Genomic DNA, 19,415 nt, shown 5'->3' on the forward strand with positions numbered 1-19,415 from the left:
GCTGGACGCTGGACGCTGGACGCTGGACGCTGGACGCTGGACGCTGGACGCTGGACGCTGGACGCTGGACGCTGGACAATATTGTGTTGCGCTGGCGCCTGGCGGTGTCAAGCATTATCGCCATTCAACTTCAATAAAAAGGGCGACCCCGGTAAGGAGCCGCCCTTTTTTAGCTGTTCTGCGTAATACGTTCAGCCTTCCGCGTGCTGCCTTCTGCGTTCTGCGTTTCGCATTCTACCCCCCGCGTTTTGCATCAAACATCAGACTTCTGACGTCAGACACTTTAATCCCTTGTATCCAAGGCCCCTCGGCCCTACAATAGCCGCCCCCTGTGAACTTAACCGTCATCATATTGTCACAGAGGGTGAGTTTACGCGGCCCTGCCGCACCCAGTTTTGGGGGCGATTTGGATTCGACGCCGGTGGCAAAACTCAAGGTGCATGTCGTGATGGTAGCGAATCACGTAAATCCAAAGCTGCATTTTATTAGTTGCCAATGACGACAACTACGGTGCCCAATTAGCCGCGTAAGCGGTTGATGAAGCACTTCTAACGGTACGCCGTTAGCGGTCCGTAACAAGGTGCCAGTACCGCGTTGCAGACTGTCATACAGAACTGGATAGCTGTGTTGTTATGACTGTGGCAACATTGCGAAACTTTTAGCAGACTCGTTCCCTGCACCCTGCCCGTTGGGTCGCAGATGAATTAAACCAATTAACGGAAACTAAGCATGTAGATCCGCGAGCGGAGTGCCGGCGGACGGGGGTTCAACTCCCCCCGCCTCCACCAAACAAACAAGGTCACCCAACTGGGTGGCCTTTTTTGTTTGTGGGGCAAGTAGAGAGTGTCCCCCGTAGGGTGGTTGACGTGCATGGACGCACTAATGTCGCGGGCGCAGGAAGCGCAGGAGCGATCACAAAATGCCGGGCAGATAATTGCTCCTGCAATATCTGCATTTCCACCATCCCTAGTGGTCAAGCATTTTGTACCGCGAATGCGCCCGAAGGGTTGGGGCCAGGGACAAGGTGAATGCCGCGCAGCGGCAGAGAAGGCAGCTTGGGCTTATTATGCCAACCGCGCGCCATTGGGTAACGCCATATCAACGGCTGATAGAACTACAGAACCATCAGGCCTATGCAGCCCAGTGACCAAACACTCCGACATAATGGGGCCAATTTGTTTTGGTGGGAAATTTACTACGGCTAACACCTGCTTACCGAGAAGCTCTTCTTTTGTATATAGAGCCGTAATCTGAGCACTAGACTTTTTAACACCGATTTCCTGCCCAAAATCCATCTTTAATTTGTAGGCAGGCTGACGAGCCTCTGGAAAGTCTTCGACCTCGACAATGGTTCCAACGCGGATATCGATTTTTTGAAAATCACCCCAATCAATATATTCCATAATTTACCTTAAGTATTTCTGTATATAACGTTGCACCAATGAGCACAACAACACTGGAAAATTTTTGTCGCGTAACACGAAAAGACGTCATTATTACGGAGCCTTATTGAACGCCTTACTGATACAAACCCTTCCTTGAAAGCTTTTTAATACAAAATACGAAAGTTAAAAAAACCACACATGCCCCAACTGAAGTTACCTGTTCAATGGTATTTGGTGGCACTACCAGCATAAAACCTTGGCCCTTTATTAATGATGAAAAGCTTGAAACACAAAATGGCATCATAAATAATCTGAACGTTTGCCAATGATCTTTTTGTTGCGCATTCGATACACTAAGCATAAGCGCAATACCAATAATTATGCTTATACCAATAGAATTAAGCCAAATCCTTAATGAGCCATCAAAATAATAATAAAGTGTTACGCAGTACCAAATCAGATAACACCATAAAACTATTTTCCCATTGGCGATGTTTTTAAAATACCGAATTGTGTTGTTCATAATCTCTCTTGTGCATAGTGCCCCGTAAGGGGAAATTTATGATTGGCTTAAACATTGAAAAGATGAGAATAAGACCCAAGCTCATTAACCAATAGCTCGGCAAAGGCCTATTATAGCGAGAGACCATTATGCAACAAAGTGGCTATGAGTAAGACGTCATCAAGCGCTGCGTTCTAAGCACCAACAACCATCTGCAGTAATTAAACGGTCTACTGCGAACGAAACTCTTATGCCCAACGCTAAACTGGAAAACTACCGCAAGCTAAATTTTCCGCCCACTTCGCCACTAAAAAGCAGAAACCTGCACACCTTCAACCCCACCACCTTATTGGAAATCCGCTTGCTGTTGGGTATGGTCCAATACGAACTTGCCGAACGATTCGCCATAGTTTTCCGAAAACCTACTTCGAAACAAAAAGCGGTGTCTGTTTAAGACTGTTGAATATGCGTTTAACGCCACAGATGATAAAGCGAGGTTAATAGCGTTAAATGGGGAAAACCTATTGAGGCTATGACAACTCCATACAGCGCAAACTAACTGCCCCAAACTCCGAATGCCTTGACTCCGGCAAACTTAAATAGACTAGATGCACAGAGCGACGATTGATCGACTTGCCCCGCCAGCCGAAAACTGAACAGAATTTGACCAAAATCAATGGTCAATAATCGGCCGGCAAGCAATGGTACATCAGGAATATGCGGCAAAAGCGCTTTAAGCCATCATGGGAATTAAGTGAACTGACCCCGGAATTCGGGCAAGTATGGTTGCTGATTCTGGGGACTACGTTTGGCCTAGATATCAGTGTAACGACTTGGGTAGAACTTCCGAGCTATGCTCACCTCATGCTGAATATTTGCCACTGGGTAAAGAAACCGAAGAGCTCGTCCTGAAAAACAGGGGCGTCCGGCACCAACATAATGATTCTGACGCCAAAAGTTTCATCTGACCCCATTAATCCCACCCTTCTCGTATCCCCCCACTAGCGGTATAGTTGCCCACCTGACACATAAGCGGCGGCTGACGAAGCTCGCCCATACAACATACAATCACCCGCCAGGCGGCCCACGGGCCCCGGCCAGAACAGTTGACGTTTATGAACGCCGAACAGCTAAAAGCACTGGAAGACAACCTCTGGCGCGCCGCCGATAACCTGCGCGCCAATACCGATTTAAAATCCTCCGAGTACGCCACACCCGTACTGGGGCTGATTTTCCTGAAATTTGCCGATAACAAATACGCCCTGGCCGAGCCCGATATTATTAAAGAGCACGCCAAGCTCAAGGGCACCCGGCGGGAAAAGTCCATCAGCGAAATCGCGATTGAAAAATGCGGCTTTTACCTGCCCGATAACGCCCGTTACAGCTACTTACTCAACCTGCCAGAAGAAGCCAACATCGCCAAAAAAATCAAAGAGGCGATGCAAGAGGTTGAAAACTACAAGCCCGAGCTAGACGGCGTACTGCCCAAAGACGAGTACCTACCCCTTGCCCGTATCGATAACACCATACCCGCGCAGCTGTTAAAGTCTTTCTCCGACATACCCCGCGATGCCAGCGGCGATATTCTGGGCAAAATTTACGAGTACTTTCTAAGCAACTTCGCCTTGGCCGAGGGCCAGGGCGGGGGCGAGTTCTTTACCCCCACCTCGGTCGTACGCTTAATGGTGGAGATTATCGAACCCTATAAAGGCACCGTGTACGATCCGGCCTGCGGCTCGGGCGGTATGTTTGTGCAATCGCAGCGTTTTATTGAAGAGCACCGCCAAGAGCTACAAGAGCTGGGCGAAGATCACGACGGCGACACTCTGTTTGTTAACGGCCAGGAAAAAACCCTAGATACCGTCAAACTGGCCAAAATGAACCTGGCGGTAAACGGCCTGCGCGGCGACATTCGCCAAGCCAACAGCTACGCCGAAGACCCATACAACGCCTTCGGCCAGTTCGATTTTGTCATGGCCAACCCGCCCTTTAACGTGGACGAAGTGCCCGTTGCCACGGTAGAGGGTGACCCGCGCTTTAACACCTACGGCATACCGCGCAACAAAACCAAAGCCAAAAAGGCCGCGCAGGGTAAAGAAACCGTCCCCAACGCCAACTATTTGTGGATTAACCTGTTCGCCACCTCACTTAAAGCGCCGGTCAAAGGCAAAGGCGGTGGCCGCGCCGCACTGGTTATGGCCAACTCCGCCAGCGATGCCCGCCACTCAGAGGCCGAAATTCGCCAAACTCTGATCGAGAACAACCTGATTTACGGCATGCTCACCCTGCCGTCCAACATGTTCTACACCGTTACCCTGCCCGCTACCCTGTGGTTTTTTGACAAAAACAAGCAAGACGATCGCCTGCTGTTTATCGACGCGCGCAATATATTTACCCAAATAGACCGCGCCCACCGCGAGTTTAGCGAGGCGCAAGTCAACAACATTGCCATTATCAGCAAGCTGCACAAAGGCAAACGCCGCGAGTATGTGCGCCTGGTGCACAGCTACTTTGAAAAAGGCATGGCGCTATTGGCCGAAAACAAAGCCCAAGTAGAACCGGTCAGTGAACAGTTATTAGACGTGCTGGACGACACACAGGGCAAACTGGCCGTGGGCGACCTAGTCAAACAATGGCAACAACTGAGCAAGCTGGACAAAAAATACCAGCAGTATTGCAGCGAGGTAAAAGGCCAGTTCAGGGCACACAAAAATGTGGACGCTATCAATAAAGCCCAGCACAAACTGCAAAAAGCCTGCGAGCCGTTTTTCGCGCAATTACACACTGGCCTAAAGCAGTTGGACAAAACCATACGCGCCCACGAAAAAGCCGCGCTAGAAAAAGCTAAGGCCCAGGCCAAAGCCGCCGGCAAAGCGGCCAAGCGCATCTCAGCCGACCGCAAAACCAAACTCTTAAAAGAGGCCCTGGAGCAACTGCACAAAGAGGTGCAATCCGCCGAGCTGTACTTTAACCATATTCACTGGCTGCAAGAGCGCTTCCCCAAAGCCGAGTACGAGGATGTCACCGGGCTGTGTAAATTGGCCACGCAAGAAGAAGTTAAAGAGCAGGATTATTCGCTGAATCCGGGTCGCTATGTGGGCGTGGTGATTGAGGAGGATGGTAAGACGGAGGAGGAGTTTATTGACTCAATAATGGCTTTGAATCAAAACTTGGTTGATCTCAGCGCTGAGGCTACCAACCTTCAAAAAACTATCAATAAGAACATCTATGCATTGGTTGGTGAATAATGGAGCTTTGGACCGAGAAACCAATAAAATCATTGGGAACTGTTGTTACCGGTAAAACACCATCAAAAGCACAAAGCGAATTCTATGCAAATGGTGAACATCTGTTTATTTCACCCAAGGACCTAGACTGGAATCAATTTTATGTTACCGACACTGAAACCCGCATTACAGAAAAGGCTTTAGAAAAGCATAAAAATCAAGTACTTCCAAAAAATTCGGTATTATTTACCAGCTTAAGCTTTGCTTTTGGAAAGATGGGAATAACCAGTCAACCCAGCCTAACCAACCAACAGATCAACTCTATAATCGTAAATGAAGAGCATGACTTTCGGTTTGTTTACTATTTATTACAACAATACCGTCCAACTATTTTTTCCTACAACTCTGGCATCGACACACCAATAGTTCCGAAGTCTGTATTCGAATCAATACTGGTTAAATATCCTAAATTAGAGACTCAAAGAAAAATCGCCGCCATTCTATCTGCCTACGACGACCTTATTGAAAACAATCAGCGCCGTATTACCCTGCTGGAAGCCATGGCCGAAGAAATCTACCGCGAGTGGTTTGTCCGTTTTCGTTTTCCCGGCCATAAAATCGCCGAGTTTGAGAAAGGAGTGCCGAAAGGGTGGGAGCGTCAATCTCTGTTAAAGTTATGTAGTGTTATCAAGAGAGGTATCTCGCCCAAATACAGTGATGGCTCCTCCAAGTTAGTCATTAACCAAAAGTGCATTCGAGATGGGAGAATCGATTTATCCCAAGCAAGAACACATGACAGCAAGGTCCCTGACGATAAGTACATACAATTTGGCGATGCCTTAATTAACTCAACTGGGGTGGGGACTTTGGGGCGAGTGTCGGTTGTAGAATTTTCCCCGGAAAATATAACAGTTGATTCTCACGTGACCATCTGTCGCGCTGAACCCAGTAAAATATGTCCCGTCTACTTAGGAAAGACCGTTGAAAAGATGCAGCACTATTTTGAATTTATGGCGGCAGGCTCTACAGGCCAAGTAGAACTTAATAAATCACTTATCTCAAAAATTGAGATTCTGACGCCAGATCAGACAACCCAAACTAAATTCCGAGAGTTTATCGAGCCAATCTTCAACGAGAAACAAACCTTATTTGCCGAAATTGACAACCTTAGCAAAACCAAAAACCTCCTACTCCCCCGCCTAATCTCGGGCAAGCTCTCCGTGGAGGACCTGGATATACAATTTCCACCATCCATGCAAGCAGAGGCGGATTAGCCGTTTATCGGGTTTACGGCGATCACGACAACGGGAAGGGTTGCAACGCCGACACTTGACCCGCGCCACCAAGTCAGACATAGTGTTACCACTTACACGCAAATGGAAGCATTATGTCTGACTTGCTATGGCTGACTCCCTATGGCTGACAATACAACCCACACACCCAACGCACTAAACCCCGAGGCGGTATTTCGCGCCCACGGCGGGCAAATGCGCATGAGCGAGGCGCTGGCGGCGGGGCTTAACCGCTACCAACTGTATCGCCTGCGCGACGCTGGGGTGATTGAGCCCATTAGCCGGGGCCTGTACCGCCTGGCAGAGCTGCCCCCCGTTACCCAGCCAGATTTACTGGCCGTGGCCAGCCGCTACCCCAAGGCCGTGCTGTGCCTAATCTCGGCGCTTGCCTGGCACGGCATTACCACACAAATACCCCACCGTATTCACTTGGCCGTAAACCGCCGCACGCGCCTGCCGGATATGGACTACCCACCGGTGCAGGGCTACCGTTTTAGTCAGGCCGCATTTGAGGCGGGCATTGAACAAAACGAATTAGACGGCACCACACTGAACGTCTACAACCCCGAAAAAACCCTGGCGGACTGCTTTAAATACCGCCATAAAATCGGCCAGGATATAACGCTAGAGGCCCTGCAACTGTACAAGCAGCGCTGCAAAGTAAAACCCGCTGAAATAATGCGCTACGCCCGCCTGTGCCGGGTAGACAATATTATGCGCCCGTATTTGGAAGCCGGGCTGTAAGTCGCAATCATCACAAGGAGGTTTATATGTCGCCAAGCAATATCGCCGCTTCGGTGCGCCAACGCTTACTTAACCGGGCGCGCCAACAAAAACGCCCTTTTAACGAGCTGCTGCAATACTACGCCATGGAGCGGTTTTTATACCGGCTAAGCCAATCGGCCCACGCCGAGCGCTTTATATTAAAAGGCGCACTGATGCTGCGGGTATGGCAGGCCCCCGAGGCCCGCCCCACCATGGATATCGACATGCTGGGCCAAACCGACAACCAGCCACAGGCCATCGTCCGGCAAATAACCGATGTGTTTAACACCCCCGTGGCCGACGACGGTGTGGTGTTTAATGCCGACACGCTCAACGCCGAAATCATCAAAGAAGACGCCGACTACCAGGGCGTGCGCCTACGCTTTACCGGCGAGTTGGCCGGAGCCCGCATTCCCATGCAGCTGGATATCGGTTTTGGCGATGCCATGGTGCCTGCGCCCCAGCGCAATACCTACCCCACACTGTTGGATTTACCCGCGCCCGAGCTCTGGTGCTACAGCCGCGAGAGCGCCATTGCCGAAAAATTTGAGGCCATGGTAAAGCTGGGCGAGCTTAACAGCCGCATGAAGGATTTTTACGATATTTGGCTGCTGGCCCGCCAGTTTGATTTTAGCGCCGAAGTACTGGCCGAGGCCGTTAAGCAAACCTTTACCACACGCGGTACTGCCCTGCCCCGCGCCCTGCCGTTTAATACAGACTTTATCGCGCTCAAACAGCCCCAGTGGCAGGCTTTTACCAAGCGATTAAACGCGCCGGGTGTTCCCACCCAGCTGGCTGAGGTATGCTCTGTATTGGCGGATTTTTTAGGGTTATTACTTGAGCCCCAACCCGCCGCCGCGCAGCTAAAACAACAACACTGGCGGGCCCCGGGCCCATGGAGACACCGGTAAATGGCAAACTTTATCGCCGAAGACGACATTGAAATGGCCCTGCTGCAACACCTGCAGCACCACCACGGCTTTAACGTACTAAACTGCTACACCGCCAAACCCGACGATATCAACGACGGCTCGGGCCGCAGCGATAAACGCGATGTCATACTGCCAGGCAGGCTGCGCGACGCCTGCCTGCGATTAAACCCCCAAATACCCGCCGAGGTGATCGACAGCCAGGTATTGCCCAAGGTGTGCGACCGCCGCGCCAACATGAGCCCCATTAATGCCAACCGCGAGCTGGACAGCCTGATTCGCGACGGCGTGGCGGTGGTGTATGACGATGAAAACGACATTAAGCAGCATGAGCAAGTCAAGCTGATCGACTTTTCCGCTACAGAAGAGGGAAAAAACGGCAATGATTTTTTGGCCGTACAACAACTCTGGATTAAAGCCAGTGTGCAGGCACCGCGCGCCGCCTACCGCCGCCCGGACGTTATTTTGTATATCAACGGCCTGCCGCTGGTGTTTATTGAGCTGAAAAACTCCAACGTAAAGCTGCGCTCGGCCTATGATGTGAATCTGTCTGATTATAAGCACGATATCCCCCAGCTGTTTCACTGCAACGCTTTTTGCATTTTATCCAACGCCATCGCCACCAAGGTAGGCAGCTTTACCGCCGGTTGGGAGCACTTTTTTAACTGGCTGCGAGTAGACGATGAAAAGGAAGCCATTAACCGCGACCAAATAAGCCGCAACGGCCTGACGCTGGAGCGTGTTATTCACGGCTTGTGCGCGCCCCACAAGCTGCTGGATTACGTCGAGAACTTTATTCTCTACCACAAAGAATCCACCAAGATTATTGCCCAAAACCACCAGTTTATGGGGGTTAACCAGGCGTTTACGCGATTTTTAAAGCGCGGCGAGCTGGAGGGCAAGCTGGGTGTTTTTTGGCACACCCAGGGCTCTGGCAAAAGCTTTTCGATGATTTTTTACGTGCGAAAGATTTTTCGCAAAGTTACCGGCAACTTTAGCTTTGTGGTGGTGACCGACCGCAGCGACCTGGACGAGCAAATTTACCGCAACTTTTTAAACACCAACACCGTCAACAAAAAAGACACCGCGCAACCCAAAAACTCTACGCAGCTGCGCGACTACTTAGGCCAGAATAAACGGGTGGTGTTTACCCTGATTCAAAAATTCCGCTTCGACAAAGGCAAAACCTACCCGCAACTGTTTGACCCAACCGCGCAAAAACGCGAAGTGGTGGTGATTGTCGACGAGGCCCACCGCACCCAGTACAAATCACTGGCCGAAAATATGCGGGCGGGTTTAAAGGGGGCCCACTTTATCGCGTTTACGGGCACACCTTTGCTGGGCAAAGAACGTAAAACCAGCAAGTGGTTTGGCGGCTATGTATCCGAGTACAACTTTCAGCAGGCCATGGAGGATGGCGCTACGGTTCCGCTGTTTTACGAAAAGCGCGTGCCCGAGGTACTGATTCAAAACGACGATTTAGGCGATGAGTTTTACGAGATACTGCAAGACGAAAACCTGGACGATGCCCAACAGGAAAAATTAGAGAAGAAATTCGCTAAAGAAATGCAGGTAATCGTACGCGACGACCGGCTGGACACCATCGCGCAGGATATCGTCTACCACTTTCCGCGCCGCGGGTATTTAGGTAAGGCGATGGTGGTATCGCTGGACAAGTTTACCGCCGTTAAAATGTACGACAAGGTACAGTCTTATTGGAAGGCCGAGATCAAGCGGCTGCGCGGCTTAGTCAAAAACACCACCAGTGACCTAGAGCGCCAGCGCTTTAAAAAAATGGTTGAGTATATGAAGTCGGTAGAGATGGCGGTGGTTGTCAGCGACCCCAGTGCCGACGAAGAAAAATTCACCCAAAAGGGGCTGGACATAAAACCCCATGTTGCGCGACTCAACCAGCTTGACGAGCACGGCCACGATGTAGAGGCCAACTTTAAAGACCCAGAGCACCCCTTACAAATTGTCTTTGTGTGTGCCATGTGGCTGACAGGGTTTGACGCGCCTACGGTATCGACCCTGTACCTCGACAAACCCATGAAAGACCACACCCTAATGCAGACCATCGCCCGCGCTAACCGCGTGGCGAGTTATCGCATTCAAGGGTATAGCGGCGAGCTAATAGAAAAGAAAAACGGCGAAATTGTCGATTACTACAATGTATTTCGCAATATGAAAAAGGCCCTGCGCGACTACGCCCAGGGCGAAGACGGTGCGACGCCGCCTATTCAAGAAAAATCCGAACTGTTCCGCCTTTTAGACGACGCCATTGTTCAGGCGGACCAATGGTGCCAAGAGCGCGATATTCACCTAAAAGCCATTATCGACTCCAAGAACACCTTTAAGAATATTGGCCTGTTTGAGCAGTACGCCGACATTCTACTCGGTACTGACGAGTGGCGAAAAACGTTTTACGTTTACGACAATACTGTATCGTCACTGTATGAGGCCTGCAAACCCGAGGTGTTAGGCCAGCCCAGGCCTTTAATCGCGGTTATTCAGTACCTGCGCGGCGTGATAGATATGCACGTTGAGCAAGCCGACATTGACGCCGTTACCGAAAGAGTCTCTGAGCTTTTGGACGAAAGCGTCGTGGTCGACAATGCTGATAAGTTTGCCGTTAAAGAGCACCAGGCGGAGTACAAAATTGTACAAAAGGGAAAATCTTGGGACTTAAGTAAGCTGAACTTCGACAAGCTCAAAGAGGAATTTGCCGAGGCCCAGTACAAAAATATTGAAATTGCCGAACTGAAGGCATTTATAGAGCAAAAACTCCGGCAAATGCTAGAGGCCAACCATACCCGCACTGATTTTGCCGAAAAGCTGCAAGAGATTGTCGATAAGTACAATGCGGGCGGCTCCTCAACCGAAAACTACTTTGAAGAGCTAATGACCTTTGCTGAAGGCATGCAGGCAGAGGACGAGCGCCATGTTCGCGAAGGGCTGAGTGAAGACGAGTTAGAGCTTTATGACCTTTTAAAGAAAGAAAAGCTCACCAAAGCCGAAGAGCAGAGCGTAAAACTTGCCGCCAAAGACCTTTTGGTTCGGCTGCTGAGCGAACACCCCAAAGTGTTGGTGCAAGATTGGTGGAAGGACGGCCAAACCCAACTGCAGGTAAAAGCCGTGATCGAGGAAGTGCTAGACGAAGACCTTCCCGAAAGCTATGACCGACTGGAGTTTAAAGACAAATGCGATAAGGTGTTTGAACTGGTCACGGATTTATCTGTACACGGTAGAAAGTGGATTGCTTGATTTGACAAAAACAAGCAGGACCTAACCCCCAGAGTACATGACCGCTACATAGAGTCGGCCACAAGAACTCCTGCCCCTGTGGTGTAGGGGTCGCCTTACTCAAGCAATCCCCCAACATTATCCCCCCATACTTGCGTAAACTATGCCCCCAAACCCCCAACTCGGAAGCAACCATGCGCGGTATGTCCCGTAAATTGCCCCCTGCGGCGCCCGACCCTTCAGTGCCCCGGCTTAACCTGCGGCAGGTGTGGGGTTATATCTGGCCTTATTTGTGGGATTACAAATGGCGGGTTGGGCTTGCCATTGCGGCGTTGCTGGCGGCCAAAGGGGCGACGCTGGCGATGCCCTGGGCGCTAAAACATATTGTGGATGGGGTGGACCGGTCTCTGCAGCCGGAGCTGGCACTGCCCCTGGCCTTTTTGCTGTTTTACGGTTTTTTGCGCTTTGGCGGGGTGTTTTTTGGTGAGCTGCGCGATGCCATTTTCAGCCGGGTGACCGAACGGGCGATGCGCCGGATTGGGCTGCGGGTGTTTCGGCACTTGCATCGGCTGGAGCTGGATTTTCACCTCAGCCGCCAGACCGGGGGCATTAGCCGGGATATCGAGCGCGGCACCAGTGCCATCAGTTTTTTGATGCGCTTTTTGATGTTTAATATTGTGCCCACGCTGTTTGAAATTTTTATGGTGGCGGCGATTTTTACCTTTGCCTTTTCTGCCTGGTATGCGCTGATTATTCTGGCGGCGGTGGCGGTTTATATTGGCTTTACGGTGTTTACCACCGAGTGGCGTACCCGGTTTGTGCGCGAGGCCAACCGGGCGGATTCCTCCACCAATACCCGGGCCGTGGATAGCCTGCTGAATTACGAGACGGTTAAATACTTTAACAACGAAGATTTTGAAGCGCAGACGTACGACCAGTTTTTGGCCGAGTGGGAGCAGGCCAAGCTAAAAAACCGCATGTCGCTGCTGGCGCTGAACTCGGGCCAGGCGCTGATTATCGCCGCCGCCATTACCGGCATGATGATTATGGCGGCCCAGTCGGTGATTACCGAGGAGATGACGCTGGGTGACTTGGCCATGGTGAACGCCTATATGATTCAGCTGTTTATTCCGCTGAATTTTCTCGGGTTTGTTTACCGGGAGATGCGCCGGGCGCTGACCGATTTAGAAAATATGCTGGGGCTTTTGAAACGTGCGCCGCGCATTGTGGATACGCCTGACGCCAAGCCCCTGCAGGTAACCGCCGGTGAAGTTGAGTTTAAGAATGTCGCGTTTGGCTATCGGCCCGAGCGAACCACCTTTACGAACTTGTCGTTTCGCGTAGCACCGGGACAAAGGCTGGCCATTGTCGGCGCCTCGGGTGCGGGCAAGAGCACCATCGCCCGCTTGCTGTATCGCTTTTACGATGTGGACGGCGGCTCCATCGCCATTGATGGGCAGGACATTCGCGAGGTGACGCTGGATTCGCTGCGCCAGGCCATCGCCGTGGTGCCGCAAGACACGGTGCTGTTTAATACCAGCATTCGCGCCAACATTGCCTACGGCAACCCCGAGGCGCCGGACGAGGCCATCGACCGGGCCATTACCATGGCCCATTTGAATGGGTTTATCGCCGCCCTGCCCGACGGTGACAGTACGCTGGTGGGCGAGCGGGGTTTGAAAGTCTCGGGCGGCGAGAAACAGCGCATTGCCATTGCCCGGGTGCTGCTTAAAAATGCGCCCATTTTGCTGTTTGACGAGGCCACCTCGGCGCTGGATTCGAATGCCGAGGCGGCAATATTGACCGCCATGCGGGAGGTGTCCAGCGGCCACACCAGCCTGGTGATTGCCCATCGCTTATCCACGGTGGTGGACGCGGATCAGATACTGGTGCTGCACGACGGCCAACTGGTGGAACAGGGCAGCCACCAAGAGCTGTTGCAGCGCGGTGGCCGCTATGCGCAACTGTGGGCGGTGCAGAAGCCAGAGCCCAATTAGGCCCGGCTGATGCTAACTTAATACGCTTAGCTAGAAGCCCTTGGGTGACCGCTAAAAATCCGCCCGTAGGCCGAGGCCACCTCTGTAACGAGCACGCAGCTCCGATTTGTGGCTTTGGTACCATTTTACCCCACTCGAAGTGTGGCCTATTGCCCCGCCACCAGATGAGCGTGAACCGAATACACGATCTAATCGAATCAAGTTATGAGCCGATTAGGGCCGATACTCCGCTCATAGAACAATAACTGACCCGTGAGTCATTATTCATCGTTAGCCGCCACGCCCGTTTTTGGGGCCTGGCTATCCAGTAAAGTCAGCATTGCTTGGGCGGGGTGACGGCAAACTCGCCGCGGCTATCGAGCGGCAACTAGGCTATTCACTTTTTTGTGGCATGGAGTTGAGTCATGGGCATCCCTTACGCTTAGCGGCAGTGTGTGTTTAGCCATTCAGTAAAAGGTCCCTACACCAACCTACCCCATGCTTTGATTGTAGTGCTCAATGAGCTCGTCCATGGCGGGTTTGTCGTAGTCGACAATACCGGAGACGAGCATGATTTTTTCGCCTTTACCGACTAGCTCATCGCCGTCTTTCCAGTGAAACGGTAAGGTAAGGCTGCCGCGTTTGCCCTCAGCGCTAAAGATGGGGGCCAGAGGCTCCAGTACGGGATTTTGAATATCAGTGCGGTCAAAATCTACCGCCATGCTCTGGTACATTACCATGGGACGCTTGGGGTTAATCATCACCTTTTGGGCCGACATAGCCGGCACTAAAATATGCGGGAAGGCCTCGCCCGAAAAAGCCACATACTGCTTGATGATACTTTCGACACAGGCCGGATCGGTATTGTTGTCGCCCGAGCGGTTCACAGTGACATAGGCTTTTTTGTCATCCGAAAATACCAAGGTGTCAGAGGGCTGCGGCAAGGTGATTATCGACTTTTCTGTGATCATCGCATCGAACGAGAACTGCATAGTCTGCGATATGCCGTACTTCAACAGCACCACGGCAAACAATAAGTCGCCCGGCACACAAAACCGTTTCGCATCCGTGTTGTGCAGAGGGTTGTAATCCCCGGCCACTTCCTTTGCAAACTGACTCGCTTGCTCGCGGGTAAAAGATAGAGTGTTATTGTTCTCGTGGAAAAAGTGATTAAGCATATTCGAAGGGTCTGGTGAGTCGTAAAAGGCTGGGAATAGTAAGCTTTTAAGGGTAGTTTTACAAACCTGCCAATAAAAGCCATGCAGTGGCAGGCTGCGGCACACGTTGTTACCTACTCGGCATCGTATAAACTCGCTGAACACCCTTCGTCGTGCAATGGCTGGGCGCCATTGCCGCGCCCAATCCTTTCACCGCCCCCCCACCGCAATTCAACCTCCGCTAGGTGGTGCTGGGTTTTGATTGCATTGAATGCCGCCACGGTTCACTGCCTTATAGTACCCATGCAAACCCAAAGCGCCCCGTATACGCACTGCGCGCTTGCTTACGGTCAGCCCACTGCGAACAGGGCCCTGTTCTTACGCTGCCCATTAAGCGTCGCGCCTATAAACGTAGACCTTACGCACAAGTCGTACAGCACGAGAGATAAGCCAATGGCAATACCAAAAACCAATGCCCACTTAATTCCCCAGTGCCAGCTCACCTCGGCAAAGGCAATTTGCAGCCAAATCACGATCGGTAAGTGAATTAAATACAGCCAGTAAGAGGCGTCGGCGAGATAGCGAATAACCTTATTGGGGCGGTCGAGGTAATGGCGAAATAATCCGATCATGAGCGCGATCAATGACCACATCATGACCGAGTAGCTAAATTTAAACGCCAGCGCTATATAAACAATGTGTGGATGACCGGGTTGACGCTCATAAGGGGAGGTAAGAATCGTCACAACAATAGCCGTTAGCGCCACTAACAATTTTTGCCAGCTTAACCGGCTAAAAGCCGGTATTAGGTCACTCTGGCGATGCATTAACCACCCCAGTGTAAAACAACCCCCATAAATACAATACACTGGCCAGTGCGGCACGAGAGACTTGTCGGGGGTATCCAAACCCCACTGCCCCATCAACCACATACACCCGGCAGTGGGAACGGCCAAAGCTAAAACAACCAGCGGCGAGTGACACAGCCACGCAAGTGCCGCATCCAATGATTTACTCAGTAAGCGGTAGGCAGGCTGAAAACGAACAGTGAGCGCGCGAACACACAACACACTAAGAGTCACTAACAACAGGTAATACAAAAACCATAGGTGGGTGCCCGTTAATAGCGATTGAGAAGCCGCCAGCATTGAACTGGCCCCCTCTTGCAACGCTGGCCAAAGACTGACATCGCCGCGCATACTCTGCGCACCCATGACCCAGGCAAATACCAATAGAGGTCGCAGTAGCATCCAGCCCAATACAAAGGGCAGCGCAATACGTAAGAGTCGCGACTTCAAAAACACGGCTCCCCCCTTGCGGTGATAGCTCATATGGCTGAAAAAACCCGCCAGTAAAAAGAACAACGCCATTCTAAAAGAGTGACTAACTAACGCGAACACGCCCACCACTGTGCTGGTGGAAATATCCATAACCGCCCAGCCAATATACACGGGTAAAAAAGACAAACAGGCGTGAAAAACAATGCCCAGCAAGAGCGCAAAAGCACGCACAGCGTCTAGATAATCCTGCCGGGTATTGTGTGGGGTATATGTGTCCATGGTCATATCCTTAACAAAGCCATTAGTAAAAGCTGACCTGATCCAATGCAAAGCTAAAGCGTTCGGGCTGCATGGCGTAGGCGACGATACTAATCCCGTTAATGGCTCCGGTGTTCAATGGCGTTTGCTCTGACCATGCGCGCTTAAGCGATTCAAACGGTACTTTTACCTGATGAAACTCACCATCGTTGGTGACCGTTACAGGCGCGGCGTGGTAATCATGGTTTTGAATTTCACTACCGTTTACCGTGACCGACAAGACTCCTTTGTTGAGCTTAACGCTCAGTAAAATACCGGTATAAGGCTGGGCGTTTTGCGAGCCGCCCTGAACGTCGAGTGGAAGCACCAGGCTCACCCAACCTAACTGCCCTCGCGCCGGTGTAATCTCCCCATCTACTGTAATAACGCCCTCGGCAATCGTGTGCTGAGCGGTGGAGCCTCCGCCCGCCAGACTGTCGGTTATGAGCTGACGCGGTAGCCCTAAGCTGTTATTCTCAGGCTTATCAAAGGTATCCACCACCGGTGGCAAAGTGCCACCCCAGGCTACCCCGGACAAGGAGAGTGTGGCCGCCAGAGCGATAGACTTAAGGGATGCGATTTTTGTCAGTGAATGTTTGTGCATGGTACTTTCTCCGCATATATAGAGGTTAACGACATAAGTGTCGCTCTCTAAGTACCCATGGCTGCGCAAAAGGTGACAATATTTCTAAGGAATCTCTGAATAAGCCCAAAAAAATAATTTTTCTGTCACCTTTTGTATAAAAGCTGGCACTCATAGGCCGAAGCGAATAAAACGGATCAAACAGATGAGCCTATTTAAAAGACGAGTGCAGTATAAAGAGTCGGCCGATACCTCACTGGTACTGGCCTCCATTGGCGGAGACCGCGACGCCTTTGGCGAGATTGTCAGCCGCTATCAAAGCCTGCTGTGCTCGCTGGCGTACTCTTCGGTGGGGGATTTAAAACACAGTGAGGATATTGCCCAAGAGACTTTTGTCGACGCCTGGCGCAAGCTGGATACCCTGGCGGAGCCCGAAAAGCTCAAGGCCTGGCTATGCGGTATTTTGCGTTTTAAAGTCAGCCGCTACCGCCGCAAGGAGTCGCGCCATAACAACAGCGACTCGGCCGAACTGGATGAACAGGAGTCACCTCAGCCGCAGGTGGATGAAACCCTTATACGCGAGCAGGAACAAACTCTGCTGTGGCAAACCCTACAACAGCTCCCCGAAACCTACCGCGAGCCATTAATTCTTTTTTACCGCGAGCAGCGCTCGGTGGAAAATGTGGCCGCCGAACTGGATTTAACCGAGGCGACGGTTAAGCAGCGCTTATCGCGCGGACGCAAAGCACTGCAAACGGCGATGGTCAGCTTTGTGGAAGACACGCTCAGCAAAAGTAAGCCAGGGGCGTCATTTACCACGGCGGTGCTGCTCGCCATCAGTACTATCTCAGCGCCCAAAGCTAAGGCAACAGCCCTGGGGATTGGGGCAGCCCATACGGGCTCGGCCTTTAAGTGGGCCAGCTTGTTAACGGTGTTTGCCGCCTTTTCGGGGCTGATTGGTTCGTTCTTTAGTGTGCGGGCAAGCCTGGCGCAATCACGCACTCGCAGCGAACGGCGCCTGACCATAAAAATCGTCGCCCTGTATTTAGGTATTGCTCTGGCATTCACTCTGGCTTTATACCTATTAAAAGCTCTGGCACTGGGCAATAGTGTTAACGCTCAGGGTTACGCCATCGCATCACAGCTCGTGGTGTTTGCTTTTGTCATCAGCTATTTGTATTTGCTGAGCTTTATGCTCACGCGCGTACCTCAGTTGCGGGCTCAGCAGCGGCTCGCTTTTCCGCAAGCGTTTCTTGCCGAAGGTGACCGGCCCGATGCCAAGCGGCGCGAATTCAAAACCCGTGCAACACTGTTGGGCGTGCCTGTCTTGCACTTTAAACTGGGCATGCCCGAGCCCGGCGACAAACCCGCCGTTGGCTGGGTTGCCGGAGGCGACCGAGCTTACGGATTGGTGTTTGCCTGGGGCGGCTGGGCGGTAGCGCCCGTTAGTGTAGGGATAGTATCGCTCGGGTTTATCAGTATTGGCGCGCTAGGTATCGGCGTTTTAAGTTTGGGGGCAGTGGCTATTGGTGTACTGGGTTTGGGCGCGGCGGCCGTGGCTTACAAGGCCTATGCCTCACTGTCGGCGCTGGGCTGGCAAAGTGCATTAAGCGGAGGATTTTCAATCGCGCAAGACGCCGCTCTTGGCCCGGTGGCTTTTGCCACAACCAGCAACAGCGAACAAGCCGCCCAGCTGACAAATTTAACCGCTTTTAACCACCACTATTTATGGGTGCTCGCGGTGATGTCAGTACTGGTGATTGTGCCGGCGGTATGGCATTCGAAGGTGGTGCGCCAGCGGATGGGGCAAAAGTAGCGCCCCTGCTTTCTCTAAGCCAATGGGCCTGAGAGACTTCAGGCCCCATTGAGTGATTTTTTATCGACAGCTGAGGGCCAATAAAATGAGTGCCAATATAATGAGGGGCAATAAAAAAGAATGGCTTATCGTAGAGGTTTCATTTTACGGACCAATTGCCCCACACCAACAACAGACCAAAAACAGACCAAACCAAGCAGACAGCCATATCAGGCATCAGCCAAACGCTCTGCGCAGATTAAGCGGCCTGCTTTACTGGGTTTTTATAACTGATCAATGACCTGTAACAACTGCTGTGGACTGGGGCGGGTTTTGTAATCCAGCGAGCTGTTGGCCCATAAAACCGCACCTTTGCCATCGACAATAAACGCGGACGATACGGCAAATTTACGATGGCCTGCGCCATTCCAGTCTTCCACCACTATGCCGTAATCTTTATACACTGGTACTAAATGTTCGGGCAGCTCCATAGTGACGTTAAACGCATCGTGCGCATTTAAGTCTGGGTCGGACAGAACGGGAAAGGGAATCTCATAGGTGCGCGCGGCCAGAGCTGCGGCATCAGGTTTGTCCGCACTAATGAGTATCGGCGTTACGCCGCGTTTTTCAAACTCGGGCCAGGCTTCAGTAAGCTGGCGAATTTGCACGTTGCAGTAAGGACACCAACCGCCACGGTAAAAAACGACCAATAAGGGCGCATCGTTTTTTAAGGTTGTCCAATCGACCTTTTCACCCTCGATGTTTTTAACGGAAAAATCGCTCACCACGCTTCCCTTTGCCAAACCCACATCGTCCGCCAAGGTTCCTAGCTGCTCTTGCGCGGTAGCGGCTAATTCAGGGCTTTTATTTGGCAACTGTACATCTTCAGCTAGCGCCGACAAACACACCAACAAACCTGCCACACCTGTTAATACACGCTTCACCGTATTCATACACGCTCCATTGTTATTAATTCGTTTAATC

14 protein-coding genes and 1 other RNA gene are annotated in these 19,415 nt (G+C 51.6%); 9 read left to right on the plus strand and 6 right to left on the minus strand.

Going from position 1 to position 19,415, the window contains the following annotated elements:
- The first annotated feature begins 397 nt into the window (after window positions 1–397).
- Window positions 398–788, plus strand: a transfer-messenger RNA (tmRNA) gene (gene ssrA, locus Q4563_RS05560).
- Window positions 789–1,064: 276 nt separating this feature from the next.
- On the opposite strand, the gene Q4563_RS05565 is transcribed toward ssrA, so the two are convergent.
- Window positions 1,065–1,403, minus strand: coding sequence for a tRNA-binding protein (locus Q4563_RS05565; RefSeq protein ID WP_303603895.1), 339 nt, complete (start codon window positions 1,401–1,403; stop codon window positions 1,065–1,067).
- Window positions 1,404–1,518: 115 nt separating this feature from the next.
- A complete protein-coding gene (locus Q4563_RS05570; protein WP_303603896.1) occupies window positions 1,519–1,908 on the minus strand; it encodes a hypothetical protein in 390 nt (129 codons plus the stop codon).
- A 229-nt stretch (window positions 1,909–2,137) separates the two neighbouring features.
- Here Q4563_RS05570 and Q4563_RS05575 point away from each other — a divergent pair, with 229 nt between their 5' ends.
- The 7 genes from Q4563_RS05575 to Q4563_RS05605 all read left to right on the plus strand — a co-directional run bounded on the left by Q4563_RS05575 (window position 2,138) and on the right by Q4563_RS05605 (window position 13,340).
- On the plus strand, window positions 2,138–2,341 hold the full coding sequence (locus Q4563_RS05575) for a hypothetical protein (protein ID WP_303603897.1): 204 nt from the start codon (window positions 2,138–2,140) through the stop codon (window positions 2,339–2,341).
- A 661-nt stretch (window positions 2,342–3,002) separates the two neighbouring features.
- Window positions 3,003–5,135, plus strand: coding sequence for a type I restriction-modification system subunit M (locus Q4563_RS05580; protein WP_303603898.1), 2,133 nt, complete (start codon window positions 3,003–3,005; stop codon window positions 5,133–5,135).
- Window positions 5,135–6,388: a restriction endonuclease subunit S gene (locus Q4563_RS05585; protein ID WP_303603899.1), complete on the plus strand. Its 1,254-nt coding sequence runs from the start codon at window positions 5,135–5,137 to the stop codon at window positions 6,386–6,388. Before Q4563_RS05580 ends, Q4563_RS05585 begins: the two co-directional genes overlap by 1 nt.
- A 141-nt stretch (window positions 6,389–6,529) precedes the next feature.
- Window positions 6,530–7,150 (plus strand): type IV toxin-antitoxin system AbiEi family antitoxin domain-containing protein, encoded by a 621-nt coding sequence (locus tag Q4563_RS05590; protein ID WP_303603900.1) that lies wholly within the window; start codon window positions 6,530–6,532, stop codon window positions 7,148–7,150.
- Window positions 7,151–7,176: 26 nt separating this feature from the next.
- Window positions 7,177–8,082 (plus strand): nucleotidyl transferase AbiEii/AbiGii toxin family protein, encoded by a 906-nt coding sequence (locus Q4563_RS05595; RefSeq protein WP_303603901.1) that lies wholly within the window; start codon window positions 7,177–7,179, stop codon window positions 8,080–8,082.
- On the plus strand, window positions 8,083–11,364 hold the full coding sequence (locus Q4563_RS05600) for a type I restriction endonuclease subunit R (RefSeq protein ID WP_303603902.1): 3,282 nt from the start codon (window positions 8,083–8,085) through the stop codon (window positions 11,362–11,364). It abuts the gene before it with no gap.
- Between the two features lie 173 nt (window positions 11,365–11,537).
- A complete protein-coding gene (locus Q4563_RS05605; RefSeq protein ID WP_303603903.1) occupies window positions 11,538–13,340 on the plus strand; it encodes an ABCB family ABC transporter ATP-binding protein/permease in 1,803 nt (600 codons plus the stop codon).
- Window positions 13,341–13,810: 470 nt separating this feature from the next.
- Here the strand turns inward: Q4563_RS05605 and Q4563_RS05610 are convergent, their stop codons facing one another.
- The 3 genes from Q4563_RS05610 to Q4563_RS05620 all read right to left on the minus strand — a co-directional run bounded on the left by Q4563_RS05610 (window position 13,811) and on the right by Q4563_RS05620 (window position 16,657).
- Complete coding sequence (locus tag Q4563_RS05610) at window positions 13,811–14,497, minus strand: DUF3581 family protein (protein ID WP_303603904.1); 687 nt, start codon at window positions 14,495–14,497, stop codon at window positions 13,811–13,813.
- Window positions 14,498–14,826: 329 nt separating this feature from the next.
- Window positions 14,827–16,035: an acyltransferase family protein gene (locus Q4563_RS05615; RefSeq protein ID WP_303603905.1), complete on the minus strand. Its 1,209-nt coding sequence runs from the start codon at window positions 16,033–16,035 to the stop codon at window positions 14,827–14,829.
- 22 nt (window positions 16,036–16,057) lie between these two features.
- Window positions 16,058–16,657 carry a CIA30 family protein gene (locus Q4563_RS05620; RefSeq protein ID WP_303603906.1) on the minus strand — a complete coding sequence of 200 codons (600 nt, stop codon included), beginning with the start codon at window positions 16,655–16,657 and terminating at the stop codon, window positions 16,058–16,060.
- Window positions 16,658–16,841: 184 nt separating this feature from the next.
- Here Q4563_RS05620 and Q4563_RS05625 point away from each other — a divergent pair, with 184 nt between their 5' ends.
- On the plus strand, window positions 16,842–18,452 hold the full coding sequence (locus Q4563_RS05625) for an RNA polymerase sigma factor (protein WP_303603907.1): 1,611 nt from the start codon (window positions 16,842–16,844) through the stop codon (window positions 18,450–18,452).
- A gap of 263 nt (window positions 18,453–18,715) precedes the next feature.
- Here the strand turns inward: Q4563_RS05625 and Q4563_RS05630 are convergent, their stop codons facing one another.
- Window positions 18,716–19,384 carry a peroxiredoxin-like family protein gene (locus Q4563_RS05630; protein WP_303603908.1) on the minus strand — a complete coding sequence of 223 codons (669 nt, stop codon included), beginning with the start codon at window positions 19,382–19,384 and terminating at the stop codon, window positions 18,716–18,718.
- Window positions 19,385–19,415: the final 31 nt, after the last annotated feature.

Source organism: Gilvimarinus sp. 1_MG-2023, assembly GCF_030548285.1.

Bases quoted from the DNA above. Each gene is read 5' to 3' on its own strand.
- Q4563_RS05625 (WP_303603907.1), top strand. From the start codon at position 16,842: ATGAGCCTATTTAAAAGACGAGTGCAGTATAAAGAGTCGGCCGATACC.
- Q4563_RS05595 (WP_303603901.1), top strand. From the start codon at position 7,177: ATGTCGCCAAGCAATATCGCCGCTTCGGTGCGCCAACGCTTACTTAAC.
- Q4563_RS05615 (WP_303603905.1), bottom strand. From the start codon at position 16,035: ATGGACACATATACCCCACACAATACCCGGCAGGATTATCTAGACGCT.
- Q4563_RS05610 (WP_303603904.1), bottom strand. From the start codon at position 14,497: ATGCTTAATCACTTTTTCCACGAGAACAATAACACTCTATCTTTTACC.
- Q4563_RS05630 (WP_303603908.1), bottom strand. From the start codon at position 19,384: ATGAATACGGTGAAGCGTGTATTAACAGGTGTGGCAGGTTTGTTGGTG.
- Q4563_RS05565 (WP_303603895.1), bottom strand. From the start codon at position 1,403: ATGGAATATATTGATTGGGGTGATTTTCAAAAAATCGATATCCGCGTT.
- Q4563_RS05585 (WP_303603899.1), top strand. From the start codon at position 5,135: ATGGAGCTTTGGACCGAGAAACCAATAAAATCATTGGGAACTGTTGTT.
- Q4563_RS05605 (WP_303603903.1), top strand. From the start codon at position 11,538: ATGCGCGGTATGTCCCGTAAATTGCCCCCTGCGGCGCCCGACCCTTCA.
- Q4563_RS05590 (WP_303603900.1), top strand. From the start codon at position 6,530: ATGGCTGACAATACAACCCACACACCCAACGCACTAAACCCCGAGGCG.
- Q4563_RS05580 (WP_303603898.1), top strand. From the start codon at position 3,003: ATGAACGCCGAACAGCTAAAAGCACTGGAAGACAACCTCTGGCGCGCC.
- Q4563_RS05600 (WP_303603902.1), top strand. From the start codon at position 8,083: ATGGCAAACTTTATCGCCGAAGACGACATTGAAATGGCCCTGCTGCAA.
- Q4563_RS05575 (WP_303603897.1), top strand. From the start codon at position 2,138: ATGCCCAACGCTAAACTGGAAAACTACCGCAAGCTAAATTTTCCGCCC.
- Q4563_RS05570 (WP_303603896.1), bottom strand. From the start codon at position 1,908: ATGAACAACACAATTCGGTATTTTAAAAACATCGCCAATGGGAAAATA.
- Q4563_RS05620 (WP_303603906.1), bottom strand. From the start codon at position 16,657: ATGCACAAACATTCACTGACAAAAATCGCATCCCTTAAGTCTATCGCT.